Source organism: Williamsia sp. z71 (genome assembly GCF_059553375.1).
On record NZ_JCANWX010000005.1, the window covers coordinates 242,062 to 264,553 of the forward strand.

A 22,492-nucleotide genomic window follows, 5' to 3' on the forward strand; every position below is an offset into this window, starting at 1 on the left:
GATATCCCTTCGCGCGCGCCTTCGGGGCGGGTTTGCCCCAACACGCGAGGGTAGTCGACTACCGGGCGGTGCTGTGTCCGGCCTCGTCGGTGGACGGCGTCACCAGCTGTGCTGCGACGCTGTGGTAGCGGTCGCCACCGACCCCCTCGATCCACCACCGGACACCGGCGGCCGGTAACCGGCCCCCGCTGTCGACAACCCATCGCCGGTAGACGTCATCGGTCAGATCGACGGCCACGTCCGCACCCCAGCCCTTCCCTGCCGACCGTTCGAGCACCCGCCATCCCTGCTGGAATCGCGAACCGACCGCCGGCCTGAAGCGGCCGGCCACCGCGCTCAGCATGTTCAGCAACCGGTAGGGACCTTTGAGGGTCTTGTGCAGCATCACGTCCTGCGGTTCGGTGACGAGGCGGCTGTCCGCGAACACCAGTCCGGCCGCGCGCGCCTCGCCGACCATCCACTTCAACGATCTGTTCGCCAGCTCGTACTCTTTGTACCCTCCGCCGACGTCGCTGTGAACACCGTCGAACCAGAGCTGTTTGACGTCGGGTGTCGCGTTGTTCTTGTCGTTTTCCGTCCACAGTGCGGGCGCAAACGACCGTCGACGCTCGTGAATCGCCAAGGCGTGCCTGGCCGTCGCGACCTGGGGCGTCAACGAAACATTGTGGAACTGGTACTTCCTTCGGGTCACGCCCGGCACACCCAGCGTGCCGACGGTGTCGAACACGCCGAGGAACCGGACGATGACGTCATTCTCGTCGTAACAGTCCGTCCGGAAGTCGGCCAGATCCCTGGCCCAGCCGGCGGTGGGCTTCTTCCCCTCGGCCGGGCGCCCCCGGTAGAGCGGCATCACATCCGGCAGTTTGCCCTTCGCCAATCCGTCAGGGGTGAGCAGACCGATCGCATCGATCATGCCCACCAGGCTCCGCGCGGTGTAGGCACCGCGACTGAATCCGAAGACGTAGACCTGGTCTTCTTTTTCGTAATTGAGGGCCAGAAACCGGTAGGCCCCGACGATCGCCGCGTCGAGTCCCAGCCCGAAGGCTCCACCGACCAGCTTCTCGAACTTCGTGGCACCGGTACCGACTCCGGCGGCGTAGTAGACGATCTGAACAGGACGTCCTGTCGGCGTGGTCTCGATGGAGCGGGCGATTCTCTCGATGTTCGAGACGTCCTTGTCATCGGCGTTCTTCCACGTGCCGTCGCAGCACACCACCAGGTTCTTCAATCCCGTTCCCTCCCGGCGAGCAGTTGTCAGTTCTCGTTTTTCAGCAACGTCGCCAGGTCCGCACGGTCGGAGAGATCGAGTTTGGTGCAGGCCCGGTAGATGTGGCCCTCGACGGTGCGCACCGAGACCGTCAGCCGTTCGGCGATCGCCTTGTTCGACAAACCTGCCGCAACAAGCGTGGCGATCTCGCGTTCCCGCGCGGTCAGCGGCAACGGATGAGCGGCCGCGATCATGGCCGGCGTCCTCAGACCGCCGCATTCCGCGGAGAGCCGGGACGCAGTGGACGCCGAGGTCGCCATCGCCGACCGATTGCCGGCGGCGTCGTGAACGGTGGCAGCCTGCGCGGCGGCGTCGGCGGCCGAGACGAGCGACCCGATCTGCGCGAACTCACCGGCACTCCGGTCCAGTGCGGCGCCGTCCCCGGCTGCCACGGCAGCGGCGTGCCGGGCGTACGCATCGACCAGCACACCGTCGATTTCGCCGGCCAGTTCGGTCAGGCGCGGCGCGGCGGTCTCATCACCGAAGCGGGCCGCGGCGTGCAACGCCTCGGCCTCGACGCTGTATTGGCCGGCGTCGGCCGCCTGCTCGGCCGCCGCACGCGCAACCGAGATCGCTTCGCCGGTCACCCCTTGCGCCGCCGCGAGCCACGCGGCGGTGAGCTGGACCTGTGGGCCGAACACCGTCACGTAGCGACCACTGCGCTTCTGGGCATCGGTCAGGACGCGGAGCGCGTCGGCATCGCGTCCGAGCGCTGAATTGCATTGGGACAGCATGATTCTCGCCGGGAACGTCCAGGCCGCCGCGGAGGTGGTCTCCAGCGCGGCCAGCGACTGCTCGAAACGGCCGGCGGCCGATTCGAGTCGACCTCGGGACAGGTCCACCAGACCCATGACGGTGGTGGCTATCGCCCAGCCCAGGAACTGACCCGCGGCGTTGAACTGCAGATTGCGGCCCGCCTCCTCCTCGGCCTTGTCGAACTGCCCGGTGTAGACCAGGCCCAGAACGCCGCCGTATCCCGCCATGAACTTCAGCAAACCGTCGGTTTTCAGTTCCACTTCCCGGCCGCGGGCGGAGATCTCGGCAACCTCGGAACCGCGTCCACTCAGTGCCCGCGCCCAGCCACCGCCGAAACATGCCCATTCCAGTGCCCAGGGAGAGGTCTGCGGCGCCTCGAGTACCCGCTGCGAGCGCTCCAGGGCCTCGTCGAGGCGCCCCTCGAACAGGGCGCAGGCCGATGCAATGCCGTCGACCGCCTGCACCAGCACCGGATGATCGACCCGCTCGGACACCGACGCGAGCACCTCATCGGCGCGGCGGCTCTCGCCCATCGACCACAGCAGGTTGCTGATGCGGGTCAAACCCCAGTGCACCAGCTGCACCGGATCCATGTCGTCCGGGTCGAAGGCGGTCAGAGTCTCCTCGGCGGCCTCGGTGCGCCCCTGCCACAGCAGCGCCCGGGCGAGCAGGTTCGCCGCGATGAGACCTCCACCACCGTCGAGCGCGGCCTGCGCAAAACGTTCGCCCTGTGGCACATTCGCCAACGAGATCGCGTCGTTGGCCGCCTCGCAGAGCAACCCGGCGTCCACCTTTTCGTCACTGTCGAGGGAGAGCTCGGCCAGCCGGATCCGCTCGGCCGGGCCACCGACCTCGCGGCCGGCCAGTGCTTTCACCAGCTGACCACGTAGCCGGCGGGACGAGGCGATACCGAGCCGACGCCGGATCACGTCACCGAACAGTGGATGCGTGTAGTGGACGTTGAACCGCGAACCCTCACGAGCCACCCGGATCAGTCCCCGGGCTTCGGCGTCGTCGACCGCCGCGTCGCCGGCGAGTTCACTCAGGACATCCATGTCCAACGGTTCGCAGAACGTCAGGAGTTTGAGCACCTGCAGGGAGGCGTCGTCGAGCTGATCGATCCGGCTCTCGAGCAAGGACGCCAGCTCCGAGGTGACCGCGGCCCGTCCCCGGAGCTGCCACACCCCGCGGACCTGCCGCAACGCGCCGGACTCGAGTGCACCTTCGACGAGGTGATGCAGAAACAGGGCGTTGCCGCCGGAGGCGTCCCAGATGACGTCGGCACTGAGCCCTTCGAGATGGCCACCGAGGACCGATTCGATCAACTCGACACTCTGCTCTTTGGAGAACGGTGAGAGCACCAGCCGCACGAGGTGCCGGTCTTTCCAGAGCGAGGTCACCGCATCGGGTACCACCTCACCGCTGCGGACCGTGGCGATGATCCGGACGGCCCGATCGATGGCGAGCTGGTGCAGCAACGTCGCCGACAGCTCGTCGAGTAGATGCGCGTCGTCGACGCCGATCACCGTGTCGCCCCCGGCCAGCAGGGCCGCGCGGGCAGCGGACATGAACGTCACCGGATCGGTGGACGTCGCCGGTCCGACCAGATGTGCAAAGGCGCCGAGCGGGATGCTCCGCGCCGATTCGGTTCCGGCCACCCAGCGCACCTGCCCGGACATCGTCCCGGTGGCATAACGAGCCAGGGTGGTCTTGCCCACGCCGGGTTCACCCGTGAGGACAACACCGAGGTCGGGTGCCTCGGACGCGAGAGCCGACTGGATCGTCTTGAACTCCCGCTCGCGTTCTATCAACGGCCATGTGCGAGCCACGGATAAATACTAGGCCGCAAACATCCAGGTTGGAGGTTAACTTTGGGGCGAATGCACGTTCGCAACCTCGGTCCAACGACCACCACGCACCCGCCACACACCTGTGATCAGTCGAAGTGCCATGAAAACGACCAATCCCGACCAGATCCCGGCCAGGCCCCAATCGAAGATCAACGACAGCCAGATCAGCGGAAAGAATCCGAACAGTGCACACGCCAGGGTCGCATTTCTCAGAAATGCCGCGTCGGCGCTGCCCAGGAGAACGCCGTCGAGTGCGAATACCACACCGGCCACCGGCAGCATCGCGACGAAGAACCACCATGGTGTGCCGACGGCGTCGAGGACGTCGGCATCAGCGGTGAAGATTCTCGGGACCAGCGAACTCCCCAGCGCAAACGCCACAGCCAGGACGATCGAGACCCCCACCGACCACTGGGTCACGCGGCGGGTGACCCGCCAGGCGGCCGGAACCTTGCCGGCCCCGAGCGCCGCGCCGACCAACGCCTGCGCGGCAATGGCGAAGGAATCGAGCAACAGCGCAACGAAGTTCCACAGTTGCAGTACCAGTTGGTGCGAGGCCACCGCCGCCACCCCGAAGCGGCTTGCCACCGCGGCTGCGGAAAGGAAACAGATCTGGAAGGACAGACTCCGCAGGATCAGGTCACGTCCCAGAGACAGCTGCGAGACGATGACCGACCACCGGGGGCCACGACCAGACACATGTTCTCGCGCGCATTCGGCGACCACCCGCACCGCGAACAACATTCCGGCGACACTCTGCCCGACCACGTTCGCCACCGCGCTGCCCTCGAGCCCCATCTCGGGTGCCCCCAGCAGGCCATGGACCAACAGTGGACACAGAACGGCCGAGATACCGAGTCCGACAACCACATAAACGATGGGCCGTCGGGTGTCCTGCACACCCCGCATCCATCCGTTCCCGGCCATCGACAGCAGAATCAGAGGCACCCCGCAGACCGCGATCCGAAGCCAGCCGGTCGCCTCCTGCGCCACCGATCCCCCACCGGTCAACACGTCCAGAATCCACGGCGCACCGAGTTGAACCACCGCGACGATGGCGGCGCCCACCCCGAGCGCGATCCAGGTCGCCTGCATACCTTCGAACACCGCACCGGCGCGATCACCGGCGCCGAACTTCTGTGCGGCGCGGGCAGTGGTGCCATAGGACAGGAATGTCAGCTGGGTGCTGACGACCCCCAACACCAGGACACCGACGCCCAGGGCGGCGAGATCGGTCCCACCGAGGCGCCCCACCACCGCCAGATCGAGCATCAGATACAGCGGTTCGGCGATCAGGACCACCAGGGCCGACATGGACAGCCGCAGGATCCGTCTATTGGTCGGATCGGTTTCCGGCGCCGATTCTGCGTCGCCGGAGATCCCGGATTCGGTGCTCACACCGAGGCGAGGAACTGCCCGACCACCTCGGCGGCGGTCCCGGATGCGCCGAAGCCGGCCGCGAGCCGATGACCTCCGCCACCATGCACCAGGGCTATGGGCACGAGATCAACCTTCGACTTCGCCCGCATCGACACAGTCCACTGGCCGGGGGAAGATTCTTTGAACACCACGGCGACCTCGGCTTCGGCGGTGGTCCGCACGATGTCGACCACGCTTTCACTTTCTTCCCAGCCCAATTGGGCTGTCGAAGCATGGTCCACCACCGCGTACACCAGCCCGAGACCGTCAAAGGCGGTCTCCACCAGTACCGCGGACCCCAGCGCCGAGGCGACCATGGACAGCCAGGCAAAGCGGTGGGTATCGAGCAGAGTTCTGGTCCATCTGCGACCGTCGACACCGACCTCGAGCATGCGCGCCGCGATCAGGTGAGAGCTCGGCCGACCCCATTTGAAGGAGCCGGTGTCGGTGACCACGCCGGCGTAGATGCAGGTCGCCATGTCGAGCCCGACATCGACACCGAGCGCGTCGATGATCGACAGGACGAGCTCGGCGGTGCAATCAGCTTGTGGATCAACATAATTGACCGTGCCAAAACCGTCGTTGGACACGTGATGATCGATGACGATCGAATGCGTCGCCGACTCGACCACCGACGACAAGGCCTCGAGACGGTAGATACTCGCGCAGTCGACGGCCACCACGACGGGGTATCCGACGACATCGGTGGAGTCGATGATCAGATCTGCGCCGGGTAGTTGGGCAAGCGCGGTCGGCAGCTCCGTCGGTCCGGCGAAACTGACCTCGACGACGGCACCGAGCTGCCGCAACGCCTCCGCCATGGCCAGACCGCTGCCGATCGTGTCGGCATCGGGCCGGGTATGGCACAGAACAGTGACCTCCGGAGCCGCCGACAAGATCTCGGCGACAGAGCGCAAGATCTCGTCGGACGGAACCCGAGTGGTACTCACCGCAGGCCTGAGCCCGGGGCTTCGTCCCCGGAATCCTCGTCCTCGTCGTCGGCCCGCGGTTCACGGTAGGGGTCGGCGTCACCGGCCGGAGCGGCGTCACGCGCGAGGCGGGCCACCTCTTCGTCCTGAAGACGGGCACGCTCGAGCAACTCTTCCATCTCCCGCGCGGTGTCGGGGATCCGGTCGAGAACGAAGCTCAGCGTCGGGGTGAACCGAACACCGGTCCCCGCACCAACTTTCGACCGCAGGACTCCGGTGGCCTTGGCCAATCCGGCCGCGGCGGACGCATAGTCGGGCGGTGTATCAAGCGATGGACCCATCACCGTGTAAAAAATCGTCGCCTCATGGAGGTCACCGGTGACCTTGGCATCGGTCACCGTCACATAGGCGAGCCGGGGATCCTTGATCTCACTCGCGATCGCCGAAGCGACGATCGTCGAGATCCGCTTGGCCAGCCGCTGTGCCCGTGCTGGGTCTGCCATGGCAGCTCACTCTCCTGATTTCCGGTGTATCCGGCCGCCGGCCGGACCACCCATTGTCTCTCATCCGCAGTCGGTCGTACCGCAACGACATCGCCGGGCGTCGCTGCCGCGAGCACTTTCAATCGGCGCTGCCGCGAACGGTTTCAATCGTCGCTGCCGCGAATGGTGCGTCGAACCGACAGTACTTCGATCTCGGGGCGACCCGAGATCAAGGCCTCGCAGGCATCGAGCACCTCACCGACGTGCCGGGAGTCGCCGGCAACTGCGGCGACCCCGATCCGGGCACGGCGGTGAAGGTCGTGATCGTCCACCTCGGCCACCGACACCCGCAGACGCGCCAGTGATGCGACGATTGGTCGCACCACTGAGCGCTTCTGCTTGAGTGAGTGGATGTCGCCGAGAAGTAGGTCGATTTCCAGTGAACCGACGAACATCTCAGCCTGCCGGGACGATCAGTCCCGTGCCTTCTCCCGCAACTCGTAGCTCTCGATCACGTCGTCGACCTTGATGTCGTTGTACGAGATCGTCAGACCACATTCGTAACCGTCGCGAACCTCGGTGACATCATCCTTCTCGCGCTTGAGCGAGGTGATGGTGAGGTTCTCGGCGATGACCTTGTTGTCACGCAGCAGACGCGCCTTGGCGTTGCGCCGCATGATTCCCGAGGTGACCAGACAACCGGCGATGTTACCGACCTTGGACGACCGGAAGATCGCCCGGATGTCGGCCCGACCCAGCTCGACCTCTTCGTAGACCGGCTTGAGCAGACCCTTGAGGGCGCTCTGGATCTCGTCGATGGCCTGGTAGATCACCGAGTAGTACCGGATGTCCACGCCTTCACGGTTCGCCAGCTCCGTCGCCTTGCCCTCGGCCCGGACGTTGAACCCGATGATGATCGCGTTCGACGCCGACGCCAGGTTGACGTTGGTCTCGGTGACGCCACCGACACCGCGGTCGATGACGCGCAACTGCACCTCGTCGTCGATCTCGATGCCCATGAGGGCCTCTTCGAGGGCTTCCACGGTTCCCGAGTTGTCACCCTTGAGGATCAGGTTCAGCTGTGAAGTCTCCTTCAGTGCCGAATCCAGATCTTCCAGGCTGATCCGCTTGCGGCTGCGTGCGGCCAGCGCGTTGCGCTTACGCGCATTGCGGCGATCCGCGATCTGCCGGGCGATCCTGTCCTCGTCGACCACGAGCAGGTTGTCACCTGCGCCGGGGACCGACGTGAAGCCGATGACCTGGACGGGGCGCGACGGGGTGGCCGCGGTGACGTCTTCGCCGTGCTCGTCGACCATCCGACGGACGCGTCCGTAGGCGTCGCCGGCCACGATCGAGTCGCCGACGTGCAGCGTTCCGCGCTGGATGAGCACGGTGGCCACCGGTCCACGGCCGCGGTCGAGGTGCGCCTCGATGGCAACACCCTGGGCGTCCATGTCCGGGTTGGCCCGCAGGTCGAGCGAGGCATCCGCGGTCAGCAGCACTGCTTCGAGCAGTGCGTCGATGTTGGTGCCCTGCTTGGCCGAGATGTCGACGAACATCGTCTCGCCACCGAAGTCTTCGGCAACCAGCCCGTATTCGGTGAGCTGGGCACGAATCTTCTGCGGATCGGCGCCTTCCTTGTCGATCTTGTTGACCGCCACGACGATCGGCACGTCGGCCGCTTGTGCGTGGTTGATCGCCTCGACCGTCTGCGGCATGACGCCATCGTCGGCTGCGACCACGAGGATCGCGATGTCGGTGGCCTTCGCACCACGGGCACGCATGGCGGTGAACGCCTCGTGACCGGGGGTGTCGATGAAGGTGACCAGTCGCTCGTTGCCGTCCAGTTCGGTGAGGACCTGGTAGGCGCCGATGTGCTGGGTGATGCCACCGGCCTCGCCCTCACGGACGTTGGCCTTACGGATCGTGTCGAGCAGTCGGGTCTTACCGTGATCGACGTGACCCATGACGGTCACCACCGGCGGACGCTGCTCGAGATCTTCCTCGCCGCCCGCGTCCTCGCCATAGGTGAGGTCGAAGGAGTCGAGCAGTTCGCGATCCTCGTCTTCCGGGCTGACGACCTGGACGACATAGTTCATCTCGCCGCCGAGCAGCTCCAGCGTCTCGTCGTTGACCGACTCGGTCGCCGTGACCATCTCGCCGAGGTTGAACAAGGCCTGCACAAGTGCTGCCGGGTTCGCGTTGATCTTGTCCGCGAAATCGGAGAGCGAGGCTCCACGGGCAAGGCGAATCGTTTCGCCGTTGCCACGTGGCAACCGGACGCCGCCGACTGCGGGAGCCTGCATGCTCTCGTACTCGGCGCGTTTTGCCCGCTTCGACTTGCGTCCACGACGAACTGCACCACCGGGACGACCGAACGCGCCGGCTGCGCCGCCACGACCACGGCCACCGCCACCGGGACGACCTCGGAATCCACCGGGAGGGCCACCGGTCGGAGCACCGGTCGGAGCTCCGCCGCCGCCGCCTGCGCCACCGCGGTAGCCACCGCCACCACCGGCACCACCGGGACGACCGCCGCCGCCACCGGGTCCACCGCGGCCTCCGCCGGGTCCACCACGTGCGCCGCCGGGTCCTCCGGGACCGCTGGGGCGAGCCGAACGGGCCGGCATCGCACCCGGGTTGGGGCGAGGAGGCATGCTACCGGGGCTGGGACGGGGTCCGCCCTGACCGGGTGCGGGACGGGGACCGCCCTGACCCGGAGCCGGTCGGCCACCGCCGGCACCTGCACCTGCACCTGGGCCGGGACGCTGGCCCCCGCCTGGGCGGGGTCCGCCGGCACCCGGTGCCGGACGCGAAGCGGGGCGTTCGACCGGTGCTGCACTCGAATAAGGGTTGTTGCCGACGCGCGGGGCACGCGGGCCGGGCTTGGGGCCACCGGGACGCGGCGCCTGAGCCGGACGTGCCGGAGGTGTCGCGGCCGGGGCTGCTGCTGCGGCGGCCGGGGCCTCGGGCGCAGCTGGAGCCGGTGTGCTCTTCGGAGCAGCCGGTGCGGGTGCACTCGGCGCCGGTGCGCTCGAGACGGGCTTCGACGGGGCCGGAGCCTGCGCAGCGGGGCGCGGGGCCGGGGTCGGAGCTGCCTTCGGCGCGGGAGTCGGCCGTGCACCGGGCTTGGCGCCGGTGGACGGTGCTGCAGGAGCACCTGCACCTGCATTGCTGGTGGATACCGGTCCGGGACGGGCTCCGCCCGGTTTTGCCTGTGATGGTTTACCGGCCGGGGCGTTGCCTCCGGCGGTTGCTGGCTGCCCTCCGGTGTTACCGGTGGGGCCGTCCTGTCCTGGGAAGGACTGGCGAAGTCGCCGGGCCACGGGGGCCTCAACGGTCGACGACGCAGATTTTACGAACTCGCCTTGCTCACTGAGACGTGCAAGCACTTCCTTGCTCGTCACTCCCAGTTCTTTGGCCAATTCATGCACGCGGGCCTTGCCTGCCACTGCTCTCCTCACTTGGAGGTCGAGCGGCATTGCCCGCTACGACCTCGGTTTACGTCCGAAACGTGCTCATCGCAAGAACTTCACGGTGTGCTCATGTCTTCTGCTACCTGTTCCTTAGTGGCCGACTGGTGTCGACCTCTCTGTTTGGCTACCGATTCGATTTCTCGACCCAGTAGATCGGAGTCGACGGTCAACCCGCCGATCCGAAATGCCCTGGCGAAGGCCTTGCGCTGAATCGCGGTTCCCAAGCAATCGGGATCCGGATGCAGCCAGGCGCCGCGCCCTGGCATGGTCTTCCGATGGTCGATCACGACCACCTTGTCACTGTTGTCGCGCCGCACGACCAACCGAACGAGTTCGGCGGCCGGGTGACACTGTCGACATCCGATGCACGTACGCATCGGCAGATTTTCGCGGTGGCGCGAAGGATCACTGTGGACCACCGGTGAGTCTACCGTCCGCAGCGAGTCAGATGCTAATGACACCCGTCTCAGCGCGTGTCCGCTCAGCTCGCACCTGCCGCAGAAGGCTCCGCATCCTCGTCGGTCTGGGCGTCGCTGCGGATGTCGATGCGCCATCCGGTCAGGCGGGCAGCCAGGCGTGCGTTCTGCCCTTCCTTGCCGATGGCCAGCGACAACTGGTAGTCGGGCACCACGACGCGGGCGGCCTTGGCCACCGGATCGACGACTGTGACCGAAACCACCTTCGACGGCGACAACGCGTTGCCGACGAACACCGCCGGGTCGTTGTCGTAGTCGATGATGTCGATCTTCTCGCCCGCGAGTTCGCTCATCACGTTGCGCACCCGCTGCCCCATCGGCCCGATGCAGGCACCCTTGGCGTTCAGACCGGGGACCCCGGTGTGGACGGCGATCTTCGAGCGGTGACCGGCTTCGCGGGCCACCGCCACGATCTCGACAGACCCGTCCTCGATCTCGGGGACCTCGAGGGCGAAGAGTTTGCGGACGAGGTTGGGATGCGTACGCGAAAGCGTGATCTGCAGACCGCGGGATCCGCGGGCGACGCCGACGACGTAGCACTTGATCCGCTCGCCGTGCACGTAGGTTTCACCGGGCACCTGTTCGGCCGGCGGCAGTACACCCTCTTGTCCGGTGGCCTCACTGCCGATGCGCACGACCACCATGCCGCGGGCGTTGGCCCGCGCGTCCTGCTGGACCACACCGCCGACGATCTCGCCCTCGTGCGTGGAGAATTCACCAAAGTTCTTGTCGTGCTCGGCATCCCGTAGCCGCTGAAGGATCACCTGGCGGGCCGTGGTGGCGGCGATGCGCCCGAAACCCTCGGGGGTGTCGTCCCATTCGGAGATGACGTTGCCGTCGGCGTCACGCTCTTGGGCCATCACGCGGACCTTGCCGGACTTGCGATCGACGTCGATGTACGCGTGGGGCGCAAACCCGTCGGTGTGCCGGTAGGCCGTCAGCAATGCCGACTGGATGGTTTCGATGACGGCATCGATCGTGATGCCCTTTTCGGCCTCGATCATACGAAGCGCGGCAATGTCGATATTCATTTGTTCCCTTTCCTTCTGGCCTCGATCTGCTCGGGATCAAGACCGCACACCTCGAGTTCGGCAGCGCTGGGCTCACCGAAATCGACCTGTACAAACGCTTTGCGTACTGATGCCAATGCCACCGTCGTGGTGGCGAAACCCTTACTTGTCTTCGTGACCAACTGCACGGTCGACTGCTCGTCGTCGAGTGCCCCGATCCGGCCGGCGACGCGCTCAGGCGGATCGGCCATGAGATCGACCACCACCTTGCGGCCAGCGGCGCGGCGCCAGTGACGCGGTTCGGTCAACGGGCGGTCAACACCCGGCGAGGTGACTTCGAGTGTGTAGGTCGGCCATGCCGCCAATGCGTCTTCGGACTCCGCACCGGACTCGTCGTCCGTGCCGTCGAGGATCGTCGAGATCGAGCGGCTCAGCTCGGCCAGTTCATCGAGTGAGGCTCCGCCATCGCGATCGACGACCAACTTCACCAGGTTCTCGGGGCCGGTTGCCACCACCGAAAGTTCCTCGACGTCGTATCCCTTGTCGGTGACCACCGGTTCGATCAGTCCACTGATCCGTTCGTGGTCGATTGCCCCGGGCATCGGTGTCTCCTCCATGTGCAGTTGTCAGGTCTTTACTCCCAACAGCTTAACGCCACCGGATGCCTGTCCTTGACCATCGACTGCGCCATCAGGTGACGAATGGGCCACAGTCGGTCACGAACCGCCGAGCGGTGCGCGCCGGTCGGCCCCCGCCCACCCGGGCTGGCACTATGACCGTTGTGACGGTCAGTGAAGTTTCGGCATCAGACGGCATTCGGGGAATCACGCCCTCCCGCCGCACATTCCTGCAATCGGCAGTGGCGCTCGCTGCGGGTGCGACGGCGATCTCCGCGCTCGCGGCCTGCGGTTCGGACTCCGGTACGACCGCGAAGCAACGACTCGCCGACCAACTACTGCCACAGGTCACCGCGGCCAACACCGACGCCGCTGCCGCGTCGGCCGCGATCGCGCTGAACCCGGACCGGGCCGCGGCACTGACGGTCATCGCCGAGCAGCGGACAGCGCATTCGATCGCTCTGACCGACGAGATCACCCGACTCGATTCCGGCCGGGCACAGACCGCGTCGAGTTCTGCCGCCCCGGCCCCTTTGGTGACACCACCGACCATCGAAGAACTCCGGACACAGCTCACGGCCTCTGCGAACTCCGCCGGTAGCCTGGCCGTCGAACTCGACGGTTACGTCGCCGGCCTCCTCGGGTCGATCAGTGCCGGAACCACAACTCTTGCGGCGGTGCAGCTTTCATGACCACAACCACCGATGCGCTCACGGTCGCCCTGGCCGCGGAGAACGCTGCGATCTTCACCTACGGCGTTGTCGCGGCCTATGCGGCGCCCTCCCGCGAGCAGGCGATCAGCGAGTACACCGCGCAGCACCGCGCACTGCGGACCGAATTGGAGGCGGCCCTGACCACGGCGAACGCGCCGGTGCCGCCGGCGGCGGCCGGGTACAACCTGCCCGTCGCGGTCACCGATCCGGTGTCGGCGCTGACGGTCGCACTGGCGGCCGAAGAGGACTGCGCCGTGTCCTATCGCGGCCTGCTCGAGCGGGCCGACGCTGCGGACAACCGCGGGCTCGGCCTTCGCGGACTGACCGACAGCGCCCTGCGGGCGGCGAATTGGCGTGTGGTCCTCCGGATCTCACCGGCAACCGTCGCCCTGCCAGGCGGAGACCCAACGTAACGCAACTCGGCCCGGTCACAGACCGGGCCGAGTTGTGGAAGATCTATCAGCGGTTGGCGAGCAGTACCTCGACCGCGGAGTCCGAGGCGACCTCGACCGCCTCGCCGGTGAACCGGTCACGGATCTCGACGGTGCCGTTGGCCCATCCCCGGCCGACCACCACGACAACCGGCATGCCGAGCAGTTCGGCGTCCTTGAACTTCACGCCGGGGCTGGCCTTGCGATCGTCGAGCAGCACGGACATCCCGGCGGCATCGAGTTCGGCGGCAAGACTCTGTGCACCGGCCCACGCCTGCTCGTCCTTGTTCGCGATCACGAGGTGGATGTCGTACGGCGCCACCGACTTCGGCCAGCGCAGGCCTTTCTCATCGTGCTGCTGCTCGGCGATGACGGCAACCATCCGCGAGACACCCACGCCGTACGAACCCTGGATCAGGCGGACCGGCTTGCCGTTCTCGCCGAGGACGTCGACCTCGAAGGCGTCTGTGTACTTGGTGCCGAGCTGGAAGATGTGACCGATCTCGATGCCGCGGGCGGCCACGAGGGTACCGACGCCGTCGGGTGACGGGTCGCCGTCGCGCACCTCGGCGGCCTCGATGGTGCCGTCGGGGACGAAGTCGCGCCCGGCTACCAGGTCGATCACGTGCTTGCCCTGTTCATCGGCACCGGTGATCCATGCGGTGCCGTCGACGACCCGCGGATCGACGAGGTAGCGGACACCGCCTGCCTGCAGCCCCTTCGGACCGATGTAGCCACGGACCAGGAAGTTGTTGGCCGCGAAGTCGGCATCGCCGATCATCTCGACGCCGGCCGGCTCCACCGCGGCTTCGAGCCGCTTCATGTCGACCTCACGGTCGCCGGGGATCCCGATCGCGAGCAGTTCGGTCTCGCCGTCGGGGTGATGCAACTTCACCACGACGTTCTTGAGCGTGTCGGCGGCGGTGAAGCCCCGGTCCGGGAAGGTCTCCTGTGCCCAGGCGACCAGGGTGTCGATGGTCGGCGTGTTGCCGGTGTCGTACACGGTGGCCGCGGGCAGACCCTCGATCGGCAGCGCCGGGGGCGCCGGGGTGACGACGGCCTCCACGTTGGCCGCGTAGCCCGACTCGGGGCTGCGTACGTAGGTGTCCTCGCCCACCTCGCTCTCGGCCAGGAACTCCTCCGACGCCGATCCGCCCATCGCACCGGACGTGGCGGCGACGATCACGTACTTGACCTGCAGCCGGCGGAAGATCTCCTGGTAGGCCTCGCGGTGGGCGTCGTAGGACGCCTTGGCACCGTCGAGATCCAGATCGAACGAGTACGAGTCCTTCATGATGAACTCGCGTCCGCGGAGGATGCCGGCGCGGGGACGCTCCTCGTCGCGGTACTTGGTCTGGATCTGATAGATCGTCAGCGGCAGGTCTTTGTAGGACGAGTACTCCCCCTTGACCAACTGGGCGAACAGCTCCTCGTGGGTGGGGCCGAGCAGCATGTCGGCGCCCTTGCGGTCCTTGAGGCGGAACAGCGCGTCGCCGTATTCGGTCCACCGTCCGGTGGTCTCGTAGGGTTCGCGCGGCAGCAGGGCCGGCAAGGAGATCTCCTGGCCGCCGATGTTGTCCATCTCCTCGCGGACGACGGCCTCGACCCGCCGCAGCACCTTCAGTCCCAGTGGCAGCCAGCTGTAGACACCGGGGGCGACGCGACGGACATAGCCGGCGCGGACCAGCAACCGGTGGCTGGGCACCTCGGCGTCGGCGGGATCGTCGCGCAGAGTGCGCAGGAAAAGGGTCGACATGCGTGTGATCACGTCAGACACCTTATCCTTGTGCCGACTACGCGCCGCATCCCTGTGACCAGACCGGGTTTGGTCGGTGGCCGGGGTGGAGCGATACGGTCTATCACTGTGTTGATCGTGCTGCCCCCCTCCGAGACCAAGGCCGCGGGCGGTCGTGGCGCTCCCCTCGACCTCGACCTGCTGTCGCTGCCCTCACTGACGCCGCTGCGCCGCAAGATCGCCGACGCGCTGGTAACCCTGGCCGGCGACCCGGCAGCGAGTCAGAAGGCGTTGGGGCTGGGGGTTTCCCAGTTCGACGAGATCGAGCGCAACGCCCAGTTGTGGACCAGTCCCACCCGCCCGGCGATCGAGCGGTACACCGGTGTGCTGTTCGACGCCCTCGACTACAAGTCGCTGACCCGGGCCGCGAAGGGCAAGGCCGCCGATCGGCTCGCGATCGGATCTGCCTTGTTCGGTGTGGTGCGGGCCACCGACCCGATCCCTGCGTACCGGCTGTCGGCCGGCTCGAAGCTCCCGGGATTCGGAACTCTGGCCGCCACCTGGAAACCGGCCCTGACCGACGCACTCGTCGGCCTGGCCGAAGATCTGATCGTCGATCTGCGGTCGGGCGGCTATCAGCAACTGGGTCCGATACCCGATGCCATCACCGTGACCGTGCTGACCGAGAACGCGAACGGCACCCGCACGGTGGTCAGCCACTTCAACAAACATCACAAGGGTGTTCTGACGCGTTCACTGCTCGGCTCACGCAAGCAGATGCGGGACGTCAACTCGCTGGCCGCGGTGGCCGTCGCGGGCGGTCAGCGCGCAGAGATCAGCTCGGACCGCGAGCTGATCATCCTCACGGACTGACCGGCAGCACCTCGGACTACGCCGTCCACTCGTCGGGCTCGCCCGAGGTGTGCGCGACTTCTTGCGCCGCCTGCCCCTCGGCCACATCTTCCGGGGTGAAACGCATGAACAGCACGACGATGCCGGCCGCCACGGCGATCAGCGCGCAACAGACGAAGGCCAGTCCGTAGCCGCTGGCCAACGCATCGAGCTCGCTCGCGTTCATCTGGTCCACCGGCCCCGTGGTGCCGCCCTCGGACAACGTGCGGCTGGTCACCATCGCGCCGACGGCGACCAGCGCGATCGCTCCGCCGAGGTTCTGGGCCACCTGGGCAAGTGCGGTCAGTGGTCCGATCTCGTTGGGGCCGACACCGGCCACCACGGACAGGGTGAGCGGGATGACGGCCATACCGACACCGGCGCCGATCACCACGACCGGGACAAAGATGTGTGGGAAGTAAGCGGGGGCATCGCGGGCGATACTCGCCGCATACGCGCAGCCGGCCACCACGACCACACCGCCGAACAGGACCAGCCAACGCGGCTGGTATCGGAGTGCGAGTTTGGAGGCGATGGCCGCCGCGGTGCCGAGTCCGAAGGCGAACGGCACCACTGCCATACCGCTCTGGATCGGCGAGTACTGCAGGATTCCCTGCAGGTACAGCGAGATGAACACCGCCATACACATGATGATGGCCCCGGCCAGGAGGATCGCGACGAGCGCCGCCACCCGGCTGCTGTTGGCGAACAGTGAGAACGGCAGGATCGGGTTCTCGGCGCGGCGTTCGACGAATACGAACGCGATCAACGAGGCCAGGCCGACGACGAGCGGGATCACCACCACCGGGCGCAGCCAGCCGCCCGGTCCCTCGTTCACCGCCAGGACGACCAGGGTGCAGCCGAGGGTGGCCAGGACCGCGCCCTTGACATCGAGGGACATCCGCTCGCCCTGCGATTCACGCAGGCACATGACGGCCCCGAGCACGACCAGCAGGCCGATGGGCACGTTGATCAGGAACACCAGCCGCCAGGAGAGTTCGGTGAGCACACCGCCGGCGATCAAGCCGGCGACCGATCCGATGCCGGTCATCGCCGCATACACCGCAAACGCCTGATTTCGCGGCTTGCCGGGCGCGAAGGTGGTCGCGACCAGCGCCATCGCGGTCGGGGCGGCCACCGCGGCCGACGCACCCTGCAAGGCACGCCCGATGATCAGGCTGATCGGATCCCAGGCCAGGCCACAGAGCAGCGAGGTGACGGTGAATGCGGCCACACCGGCGACGAACATGCGCTTGCGGCCGAAGGTGTCACCGAGCCGCCCACCGAGCAGCATCAGGCCACCGAAGGCCAGTACATAGGCGGTGATGATCCAGGCGCCACCGCTGTCCGACAGGCCCAACGCGTTCTGGATTCTCGGGAGCGCCAGCGCGGCAACCGTGCCGTCGAGCACGACCAGCAACTGCATCCCGCCCAGCACGGCGATCTGCGGGCCCCATACCCGGGTCTGGCCGATGTCAGCGCCCACGGCTGGTGATGAGGTCATGGGGATCGAGGCTACCGGTGACCGACTCCCGCTTCACAATCATGGTTGTAACGATCGCACGATGGATCGCCTCACTCACAGCGCCGCTTCGAAACCGGCGACCGGTCCGATCACGACGATCGCGGGTGGCCGGACCCGTGCGTTCCTTGCGTCCATCGCAGCATCTCCGAGCCTGGTGCGAACCACCCGCTGACTGCTCAGCGTGGCGTTTTCGATGATGGCGACCGGGATGGATGCGTCGCGACCGCCGGCGATCAGTGCGTCGGCGAAGATGTCCAGCCGTTCGACGGCCATCATCAGGACGATGGTCCCCCGCATCTGGGCCAGGGCAGGCCAGTTCACCAGTGAGTCGGGATGGTCGGGCGGGATGTGTCCGGAGACGACCACGACCTCGTGGGTCACGCCGCGGTGGGTCACCGGGATGCCGGCCGCCGACGGTCCGGCGATGGCGCTGGTGATCCCGGGGACCACGGTGACCGGGACGCCGGCGGCAACACAGGCCTCGAGTTCCTCGAACCCGCGACCGTAGACATACGGATCGCCGCCTTTGAACCGGACCACGAACTTTCCGGCCTTGGCGCGGTCGATGAGGACGTCGTTGATGGCCTCCTGCTTCATCGCGCGGCCGTAGGGCACCTTCGCGGCATCGATGATCTCGACGTGGGGCCCGAGTTCGGCGAGCAGTGCCGGCGGCGCGAGCCGGTCGGCGACGACGACATCGGCGGCGGCGAGCAGCCGTCGTCCGCGCACGGTGATCAGATCCGGGTCGCCGGGACCGCCACCGACCAGCGCCACACCGGCGGGTTGCCGTTCCTGGGCCGCCGCTTCGAGTCCGGCCGCACCGAGCTCTCGACCGCCGAGTGCCGAAGCGATCGCGGTGCGCACGGCTGCGGATCGGCGATGATCGCCGGCCGCCAGGACACCGATCGTGAGGTTGTCGTGGCGCAACGAGGCGGGGGTGACAGCGGTGCCGTGGCGGGCGTCGTCGGCGCGGACACAGAAGATCCGGCGCTGCTCCGCCTCGGCGACCACGGCGGCATTGACGTCCGCGTCGTCGGTACAGGCCAGGACGTACCAGGCGTCCTCGAGGTCACCGGGTTCATAGGGACGAGGGTGCAGGGTGATCCCGGGGAAGGACTCCACCGTGGGGGTGGCCTCCGGCGTGATCACGTGGATGTCGGCGCCGCTGTCGGCCAATGTGCCGAGTCGGCGCTGGACCACCGAACCCCCGCCGATGATCACCACCCGCCTGCCAACAAGATTCAGCCCGACCAGATAATGGTCGTGGCCCATCTCGGCTGTCGATTCGGTCATGCGTAGACCGTACTGTGGGCCCGGATGACCGGCCGATCTGGACATACCCGAGCCGGACTACAGGGGTAGCTCCCCGGTCTGGCGGATCCGCGCCCACACGTCGGCGGTGGGTATCCCCTGCCGATGCGCGGCCGCGGCGATCAGCCGGGCCAGCATGCGCGAGGCGAGGTATTCGGTCTCGGTACTGTCCGCGGAATCGGCACGGATCTGGTTCCACCAGCTGATGTTCCCGCAATGTGCGGCCTCGGCCATCGAGATCACCGCATCGAACGGCACCTGGCGCTGACCGACGTTCTCGACGGTCACGAGGCTGCCCGTTCCTCGCGGGCGAGGATGCGTGCCCGCGATCGTTCGAATCGGTCGACTTTGCTGTGCAGGTCGTCGAGGTACGCGGCCAGCTCGTCGCGGGTGCGTTCGCCTTCCGGACCGAAATCGGTGCGCTCGAAGATGTTCCATTTACGCAGGACCGGTTCGACGACCTCGTGTAGGTGCTGTGGAAGGTCGTAGATACCGGCTTTGGCGATCAGCATCGCGTTGCGGCGGAAGCCGGGCATCGAGGCACCGGGCATCTGGAACATCGACAACACCAGGTGGATTGCCTTGATGGTCTGATCGGGCGTCAGGTCGAGGGCCCCGGCGACGATGTTCCGGTAGAACAGCATGTGCAGGTTCTCGTCCGCGGCCACCCGCGCCAGCATCCGATCTGCGATCGGGTCACCGCACGCCTTGCCGGTGTTGCGGTGCGAGACCCGGGTCGCCAGTTCCTGGAAAGTGACGTAGGCCACCGCGAACAGCATGTCGGAGGACCGATCTCGATTCCCGTCATCGGTGGGCATCGGGTTGAAGCCCTGGGTCATGTGGATCATGCGGGCTTCTTCCAGTGCCACCGGATCGATACCGCGGGTGACGACCAGGTAGTCGCGCATCACCACGCTGTGTTTGTTCTCTTCTGCGGTCCACCGCCCCACCCAGTAACCCCAGGCGTCGTCGAGGGTGAAGTTCTGGGCGATCACCCGGTGATAGGACGGCAGGTTGTCCTCGGTCAGCAGGTTGGTGAACATCGCCGCCTTGGCCGTCTCGTCCAACGAGGACTGGCTCTGGTCCCAATCGGTTCCACCGAGTGCGGCGAAGTTCTGTCCCTGATCCCAGGGCACGAAGTCGTGGGGGTGCCAATCCTTGGACATCGCCAGATGCCGGTCGACCTCTTCTTCGCAGACGGGCAACAACTCGCACATCAGATCCGACCCGGACATCGTTTTCATACAATCGAGTGTGCTCCCGCACACCCACACTGCGCGTGGGTCGAAAGTCCCTGTTCACCGGGGCCATCGCCTCGTTTGTGGTGCGGTACTTTGGAATCCATGACGGCGAAAATCAGGGCGTTCCTGGTCGATGATCACGAACTGGTACGCCGCGGACTCCGCGACCTCCTCGGGACGGCCGAGGACATCGAGGTGGTCGGTGAGGCCTCAACTGTCAGTGAGGCATTGGTCGCGATCGCTGCCGCAGTACCCGACGTGGCCATCCTCGACGTCCGCCTCCCCGACGGCAACGGCGTCGAATTGTGTCGCGAAATACGCAGTGCCACACCGTCGGTGCAGTGCCTGATGCTCACCTCGTACGCCGACGACGAGGCGTTGCTCGCGGCGGTGATGGCCGGCGCCGCGGGGTTCGTGCTCAAGCAGATCCTCGGGCACAACCTGGTGGCCGCGGTGCGCACGGTCGGCACCGGTGGCTCGCTGCTCGACGCCGGGAGCACCGCGGCGTTGATGGCCAAGCTGCGGGCCGATGGCAACGGCACCGATCCGCTCGCCGAGTTGACCGGCCAGGAGCGGGAGGTGTTCGCACTTGTCGGCGAAGGGATGACCAACCGCCAGATCGCCGAGCAGATGTTCCTCGCCGAGAAGACGATCAAGAACTACGTTTCCCGGATCCTCGCCAAACTCGATCTCGAGCGGCGGACCCAGGTGGCCGTGATGGCCACCAAGTTGAAGGAGAAGACCGAGCGCAGCCGTCAGTCCTAGCGGAGTTACAGCGGTACCGTCCAGGTGATGGTGGTCCCGCCTCCGGGCGTGTCGGAGATGGCGAATGTGCCGTCGTTCTGTTCGGCCCGTCGCGCGAGATTGTTCAATCCGCTGTGGGTCACGGTCGTACCGATCCCCACCCCGTTGTCGGTGATGGAGATGCTCAACACTTCGTCCGCGGAAACCAGGACGTCGATCCGGTCCGCCTTCGAATGCCGCAGTGCGTTCGAAATACCTTCGCGCAGAACAGCTTCGATATGTCCGTCGAGCCGCGAGGGCACCAGCGTGTCGACGGGTCCGGCGAAACGCACCGACGGTGAGATCGGCGCGTGAGCAGACAACTCGGTGACGATGTCCAATGCCCGACGCCGCAGCGTGGCCGAATCCTGGGCACCCTCCCCCGAGGTGTTGAGATCGAAGATCGCCGTCCGGATCTGCTCGACGGTCCGATCCAGGTCGACGATGGCCTGACTGAGCTGTCCATCTCCCCCGCTCCGGGCCGAGAACGACTGCAACGACATCCCGATCGCGAACAGCCGCTGGATCACATGATCATGCAGGTCCCGGGCGATCCGGTGACGATCGGTGAGCATGTGCATCTGCCGGGTCACCGCCTGCTGCTGATCGTAAGCCAGTGCCATCGAGGCGATGTCGGCCGTGGCGATCAGACCGGACTCCTCCTCCTCGGCCCAGATCGGGCGCTCGGCGTGGGTCAGCATCATCACGCCGAGACGCCCTCCGGAGCGCAGCAGCGGCACCATGCTCACCCACGCCGCGCCGCCGCGCACCAGCGGTGCCGGGATTTCGCTTGCCGGGGCGACCTCGAGGCCGGCGAACTGCCCCAGCTCGAAAGCACCCAGGCGCGGGGGTTCGCCGGTGTGCGCCAGAACAGTCGCACGGTTGTCGTCGGTACCCACCATGAAAACGTCTGTGGCCCCGGCCAGATCCGCGAGATCGTCGGCCAGCGAGGTCAGTGTGTCCTCGAGCGCGGCTCCGACGAGCGGTCCGGCGCCCCGTCGAGCCAGCATCCGCATCCACCGTTCCCGGGTGCGTGCGCTCTCGAACAACCGGGCGTTGTCGATCGCCACACCGGCCGCGGCCGAGAGCACCCGGACGGCCACCTCGTCGGCTTCGTTGAATCCGCCGCCGGTGACCTTCTCGGTGAGATAGATACTGCCGAACACCGACCCGCGCACAATGATGGGCGCCCCGAGGAAGGTCGCCATGGGTGGATGGTTGGCGGGGAATCCGACCGCGCTCGGATGGGCACCCAACTCGTCGATGCGTAACACCTGCGGATGGTTGATCAGCAGGCCCAGCACACCACGACCCACCGGCAGGTGCCCCATCGTCGCCCGCACCTGCGGTTCGATGCCGGTATGGACAAACGCCGAGAGCCGTCCGTCGTCACCGCGCACACCGAGCGCGCCATACCGGGCGTCCAGCGCATCCACGGCCACATTGATGATCCGCTGCAGGGTGGCGTCGAGATCGAGACCGCTGCCCACGGCCAGGACGGCCTCGAGGAGCTCACGCATGACGACCGGACTGTCACGGAGCTCGCTCATGTCGACCCCGGCGAGCAGCCCCGCCGTCAG

20 protein-coding genes are annotated in these 22,492 nt (G+C 66.8%); 4 read left to right on the top strand and 16 right to left on the bottom strand.

The features are described from left to right. Positions 1 to 58: 58 nt before the first annotated feature. The 10 genes from AC51GR_RS14185 to rimP all read right to left on the bottom strand — a co-directional run bounded on the left by AC51GR_RS14185 (position 59) and on the right by rimP (position 12,267). A complete protein-coding gene (locus AC51GR_RS14185) occupies positions 59 to 1,228 on the bottom strand; it encodes a T6SS phospholipase effector Tle1-like catalytic domain-containing protein (protein WP_496325278.1) in 1,170 nt (389 codons plus the stop codon). Between the two features lie 26 nt (positions 1,229 to 1,254). After that, entirely contained in the window at positions 1,255 to 3,852 is a 2,598-nt protein-coding gene (locus AC51GR_RS14190) for a LuxR C-terminal-related transcriptional regulator (RefSeq protein ID WP_496325279.1), read from the bottom strand. 36 nt (positions 3,853 to 3,888) lie between these two features. Continuing rightward, on the bottom strand, positions 3,889 to 5,187 hold the full coding sequence (locus tag AC51GR_RS14195) for an MATE family efflux transporter (RefSeq protein WP_496325465.1): 1,299 nt from the start codon (positions 5,185 to 5,187) through the stop codon (positions 3,889 to 3,891). An 80-nt stretch (positions 5,188 to 5,267) separates the two neighbouring features. Further along, positions 5,268 to 6,242 (bottom strand): DHH family phosphoesterase, encoded by a 975-nt coding sequence (locus tag AC51GR_RS14200; protein WP_496325280.1) that lies wholly within the window; start codon positions 6,240 to 6,242, stop codon positions 5,268 to 5,270. Next, positions 6,239 to 6,724 (bottom strand): 30S ribosome-binding factor RbfA, encoded by a 486-nt coding sequence (gene rbfA / locus AC51GR_RS14205; protein WP_496325281.1) that lies wholly within the window; start codon positions 6,722 to 6,724, stop codon positions 6,239 to 6,241. The genes AC51GR_RS14200 and rbfA overlap by 4 nt, the downstream gene beginning before the upstream one ends. 143 nt (positions 6,725 to 6,867) lie before the next feature. After that, a complete protein-coding gene (locus AC51GR_RS14210; protein ID WP_496325282.1) occupies positions 6,868 to 7,158 on the bottom strand; it encodes a DUF503 domain-containing protein in 291 nt (96 codons plus the stop codon). Positions 7,159 to 7,176: 18 nt separating this feature from the next. Beyond that, the gene (gene infB / locus AC51GR_RS14215) at positions 7,177 to 10,155 is read right to left on the bottom strand and encodes a translation initiation factor IF-2 (RefSeq protein WP_496325283.1); all 2,979 of its coding nucleotides are present in this window, start codon (positions 10,153 to 10,155) and stop codon (positions 7,177 to 7,179) included. Between the two features lie 80 nt (positions 10,156 to 10,235). After that, a complete protein-coding gene (locus AC51GR_RS14220; protein ID WP_496325284.1) occupies positions 10,236 to 10,733 on the bottom strand; it encodes a YlxR family protein in 498 nt (165 codons plus the stop codon). Then, on the bottom strand, positions 10,661 to 11,686 hold the full coding sequence (gene nusA / locus AC51GR_RS14225) for a transcription termination factor NusA (protein WP_496325285.1): 1,026 nt from the start codon (positions 11,684 to 11,686) through the stop codon (positions 10,661 to 10,663). Before nusA ends, AC51GR_RS14220 begins: the two co-directional genes overlap by 73 nt. Then, the gene (gene rimP / locus AC51GR_RS14230) at positions 11,683 to 12,267 is read right to left on the bottom strand and encodes a ribosome maturation factor RimP (RefSeq protein ID WP_496325286.1); all 585 of its coding nucleotides are present in this window, start codon (positions 12,265 to 12,267) and stop codon (positions 11,683 to 11,685) included. The genes nusA and rimP overlap by 4 nt, the downstream gene beginning before the upstream one ends. 179 nt (positions 12,268 to 12,446) lie before the next feature. Here rimP and AC51GR_RS14235 point away from each other — a divergent pair, with 179 nt between their 5' ends. Beyond that, entirely contained in the window at positions 12,447 to 12,974 is a 528-nt protein-coding gene (locus AC51GR_RS14235) for a hypothetical protein (protein WP_496325287.1), read from the top strand. Beyond that, positions 12,971 to 13,408, top strand: a complete 438-nt coding sequence (locus AC51GR_RS14240; RefSeq protein ID WP_496325288.1) for a ferritin-like domain-containing protein — start codon at positions 12,971 to 12,973, stop codon at positions 13,406 to 13,408. The genes AC51GR_RS14235 and AC51GR_RS14240 overlap by 4 nt, the downstream gene beginning before the upstream one ends. 46 nt (positions 13,409 to 13,454) lie before the next feature. Here AC51GR_RS14240 and AC51GR_RS14245 read toward each other — a convergent pair whose 3' ends face one another. Further along, positions 13,455 to 15,194 carry a proline--tRNA ligase gene (locus AC51GR_RS14245; protein WP_496325289.1) on the bottom strand — a complete coding sequence of 580 codons (1,740 nt, stop codon included), beginning with the start codon at positions 15,192 to 15,194 and terminating at the stop codon, positions 13,455 to 13,457. Between the two features lie 96 nt (positions 15,195 to 15,290). Between AC51GR_RS14245 and yaaA the strand changes: the two genes are divergently transcribed. Further along, positions 15,291 to 16,034, top strand: coding sequence for a peroxide stress protein YaaA (gene yaaA / locus AC51GR_RS14250; protein WP_496325290.1), 744 nt, complete (start codon positions 15,291 to 15,293; stop codon positions 16,032 to 16,034). A 16-nt stretch (positions 16,035 to 16,050) separates the two neighbouring features. Here the strand turns inward: yaaA and AC51GR_RS14255 are convergent, their stop codons facing one another. The 4 genes from AC51GR_RS14255 to AC51GR_RS14270 all read right to left on the bottom strand — a co-directional run bounded on the left by AC51GR_RS14255 (position 16,051) and on the right by AC51GR_RS14270 (position 20,132). Beyond that, positions 16,051 to 17,556, bottom strand: coding sequence for an MFS transporter (locus AC51GR_RS14255; protein WP_496325291.1), 1,506 nt, complete (start codon positions 17,554 to 17,556; stop codon positions 16,051 to 16,053). Positions 17,557 to 17,631: 75 nt separating this feature from the next. After that, a complete protein-coding gene (cobA, locus tag AC51GR_RS14260) occupies positions 17,632 to 18,870 on the bottom strand; it encodes a uroporphyrinogen-III C-methyltransferase (protein WP_496325292.1) in 1,239 nt (412 codons plus the stop codon). Positions 18,871 to 18,927: 57 nt separating this feature from the next. Then, positions 18,928 to 19,176: a hypothetical protein gene (locus AC51GR_RS14265; protein WP_496325293.1), complete on the bottom strand. Its 249-nt coding sequence runs from the start codon at positions 19,174 to 19,176 to the stop codon at positions 18,928 to 18,930. Continuing rightward, positions 19,173 to 20,132: an acyl-ACP desaturase gene (locus AC51GR_RS14270; RefSeq protein WP_496325294.1), complete on the bottom strand. Its 960-nt coding sequence runs from the start codon at positions 20,130 to 20,132 to the stop codon at positions 19,173 to 19,175. The genes AC51GR_RS14265 and AC51GR_RS14270 overlap by 4 nt, the downstream gene beginning before the upstream one ends. Positions 20,133 to 20,231: 99 nt before the next feature. On the opposite strand from AC51GR_RS14270, the gene AC51GR_RS14275 reads away from it, so the two are divergent. Then, positions 20,232 to 20,894, top strand: a complete 663-nt coding sequence (locus tag AC51GR_RS14275; RefSeq protein ID WP_496325295.1) for a response regulator transcription factor — start codon at positions 20,232 to 20,234, stop codon at positions 20,892 to 20,894. A gap of 5 nt (positions 20,895 to 20,899) precedes the next feature. Here the strand turns inward: AC51GR_RS14275 and AC51GR_RS14280 are convergent, their stop codons facing one another. Continuing rightward, positions 20,900 to 22,462 carry a GAF domain-containing sensor histidine kinase gene (locus tag AC51GR_RS14280; RefSeq protein WP_496325466.1) on the bottom strand — a complete coding sequence of 521 codons (1,563 nt, stop codon included), beginning with the start codon at positions 22,460 to 22,462 and terminating at the stop codon, positions 20,900 to 20,902. Positions 22,463 to 22,492 lie beyond the last annotated feature (30 nt).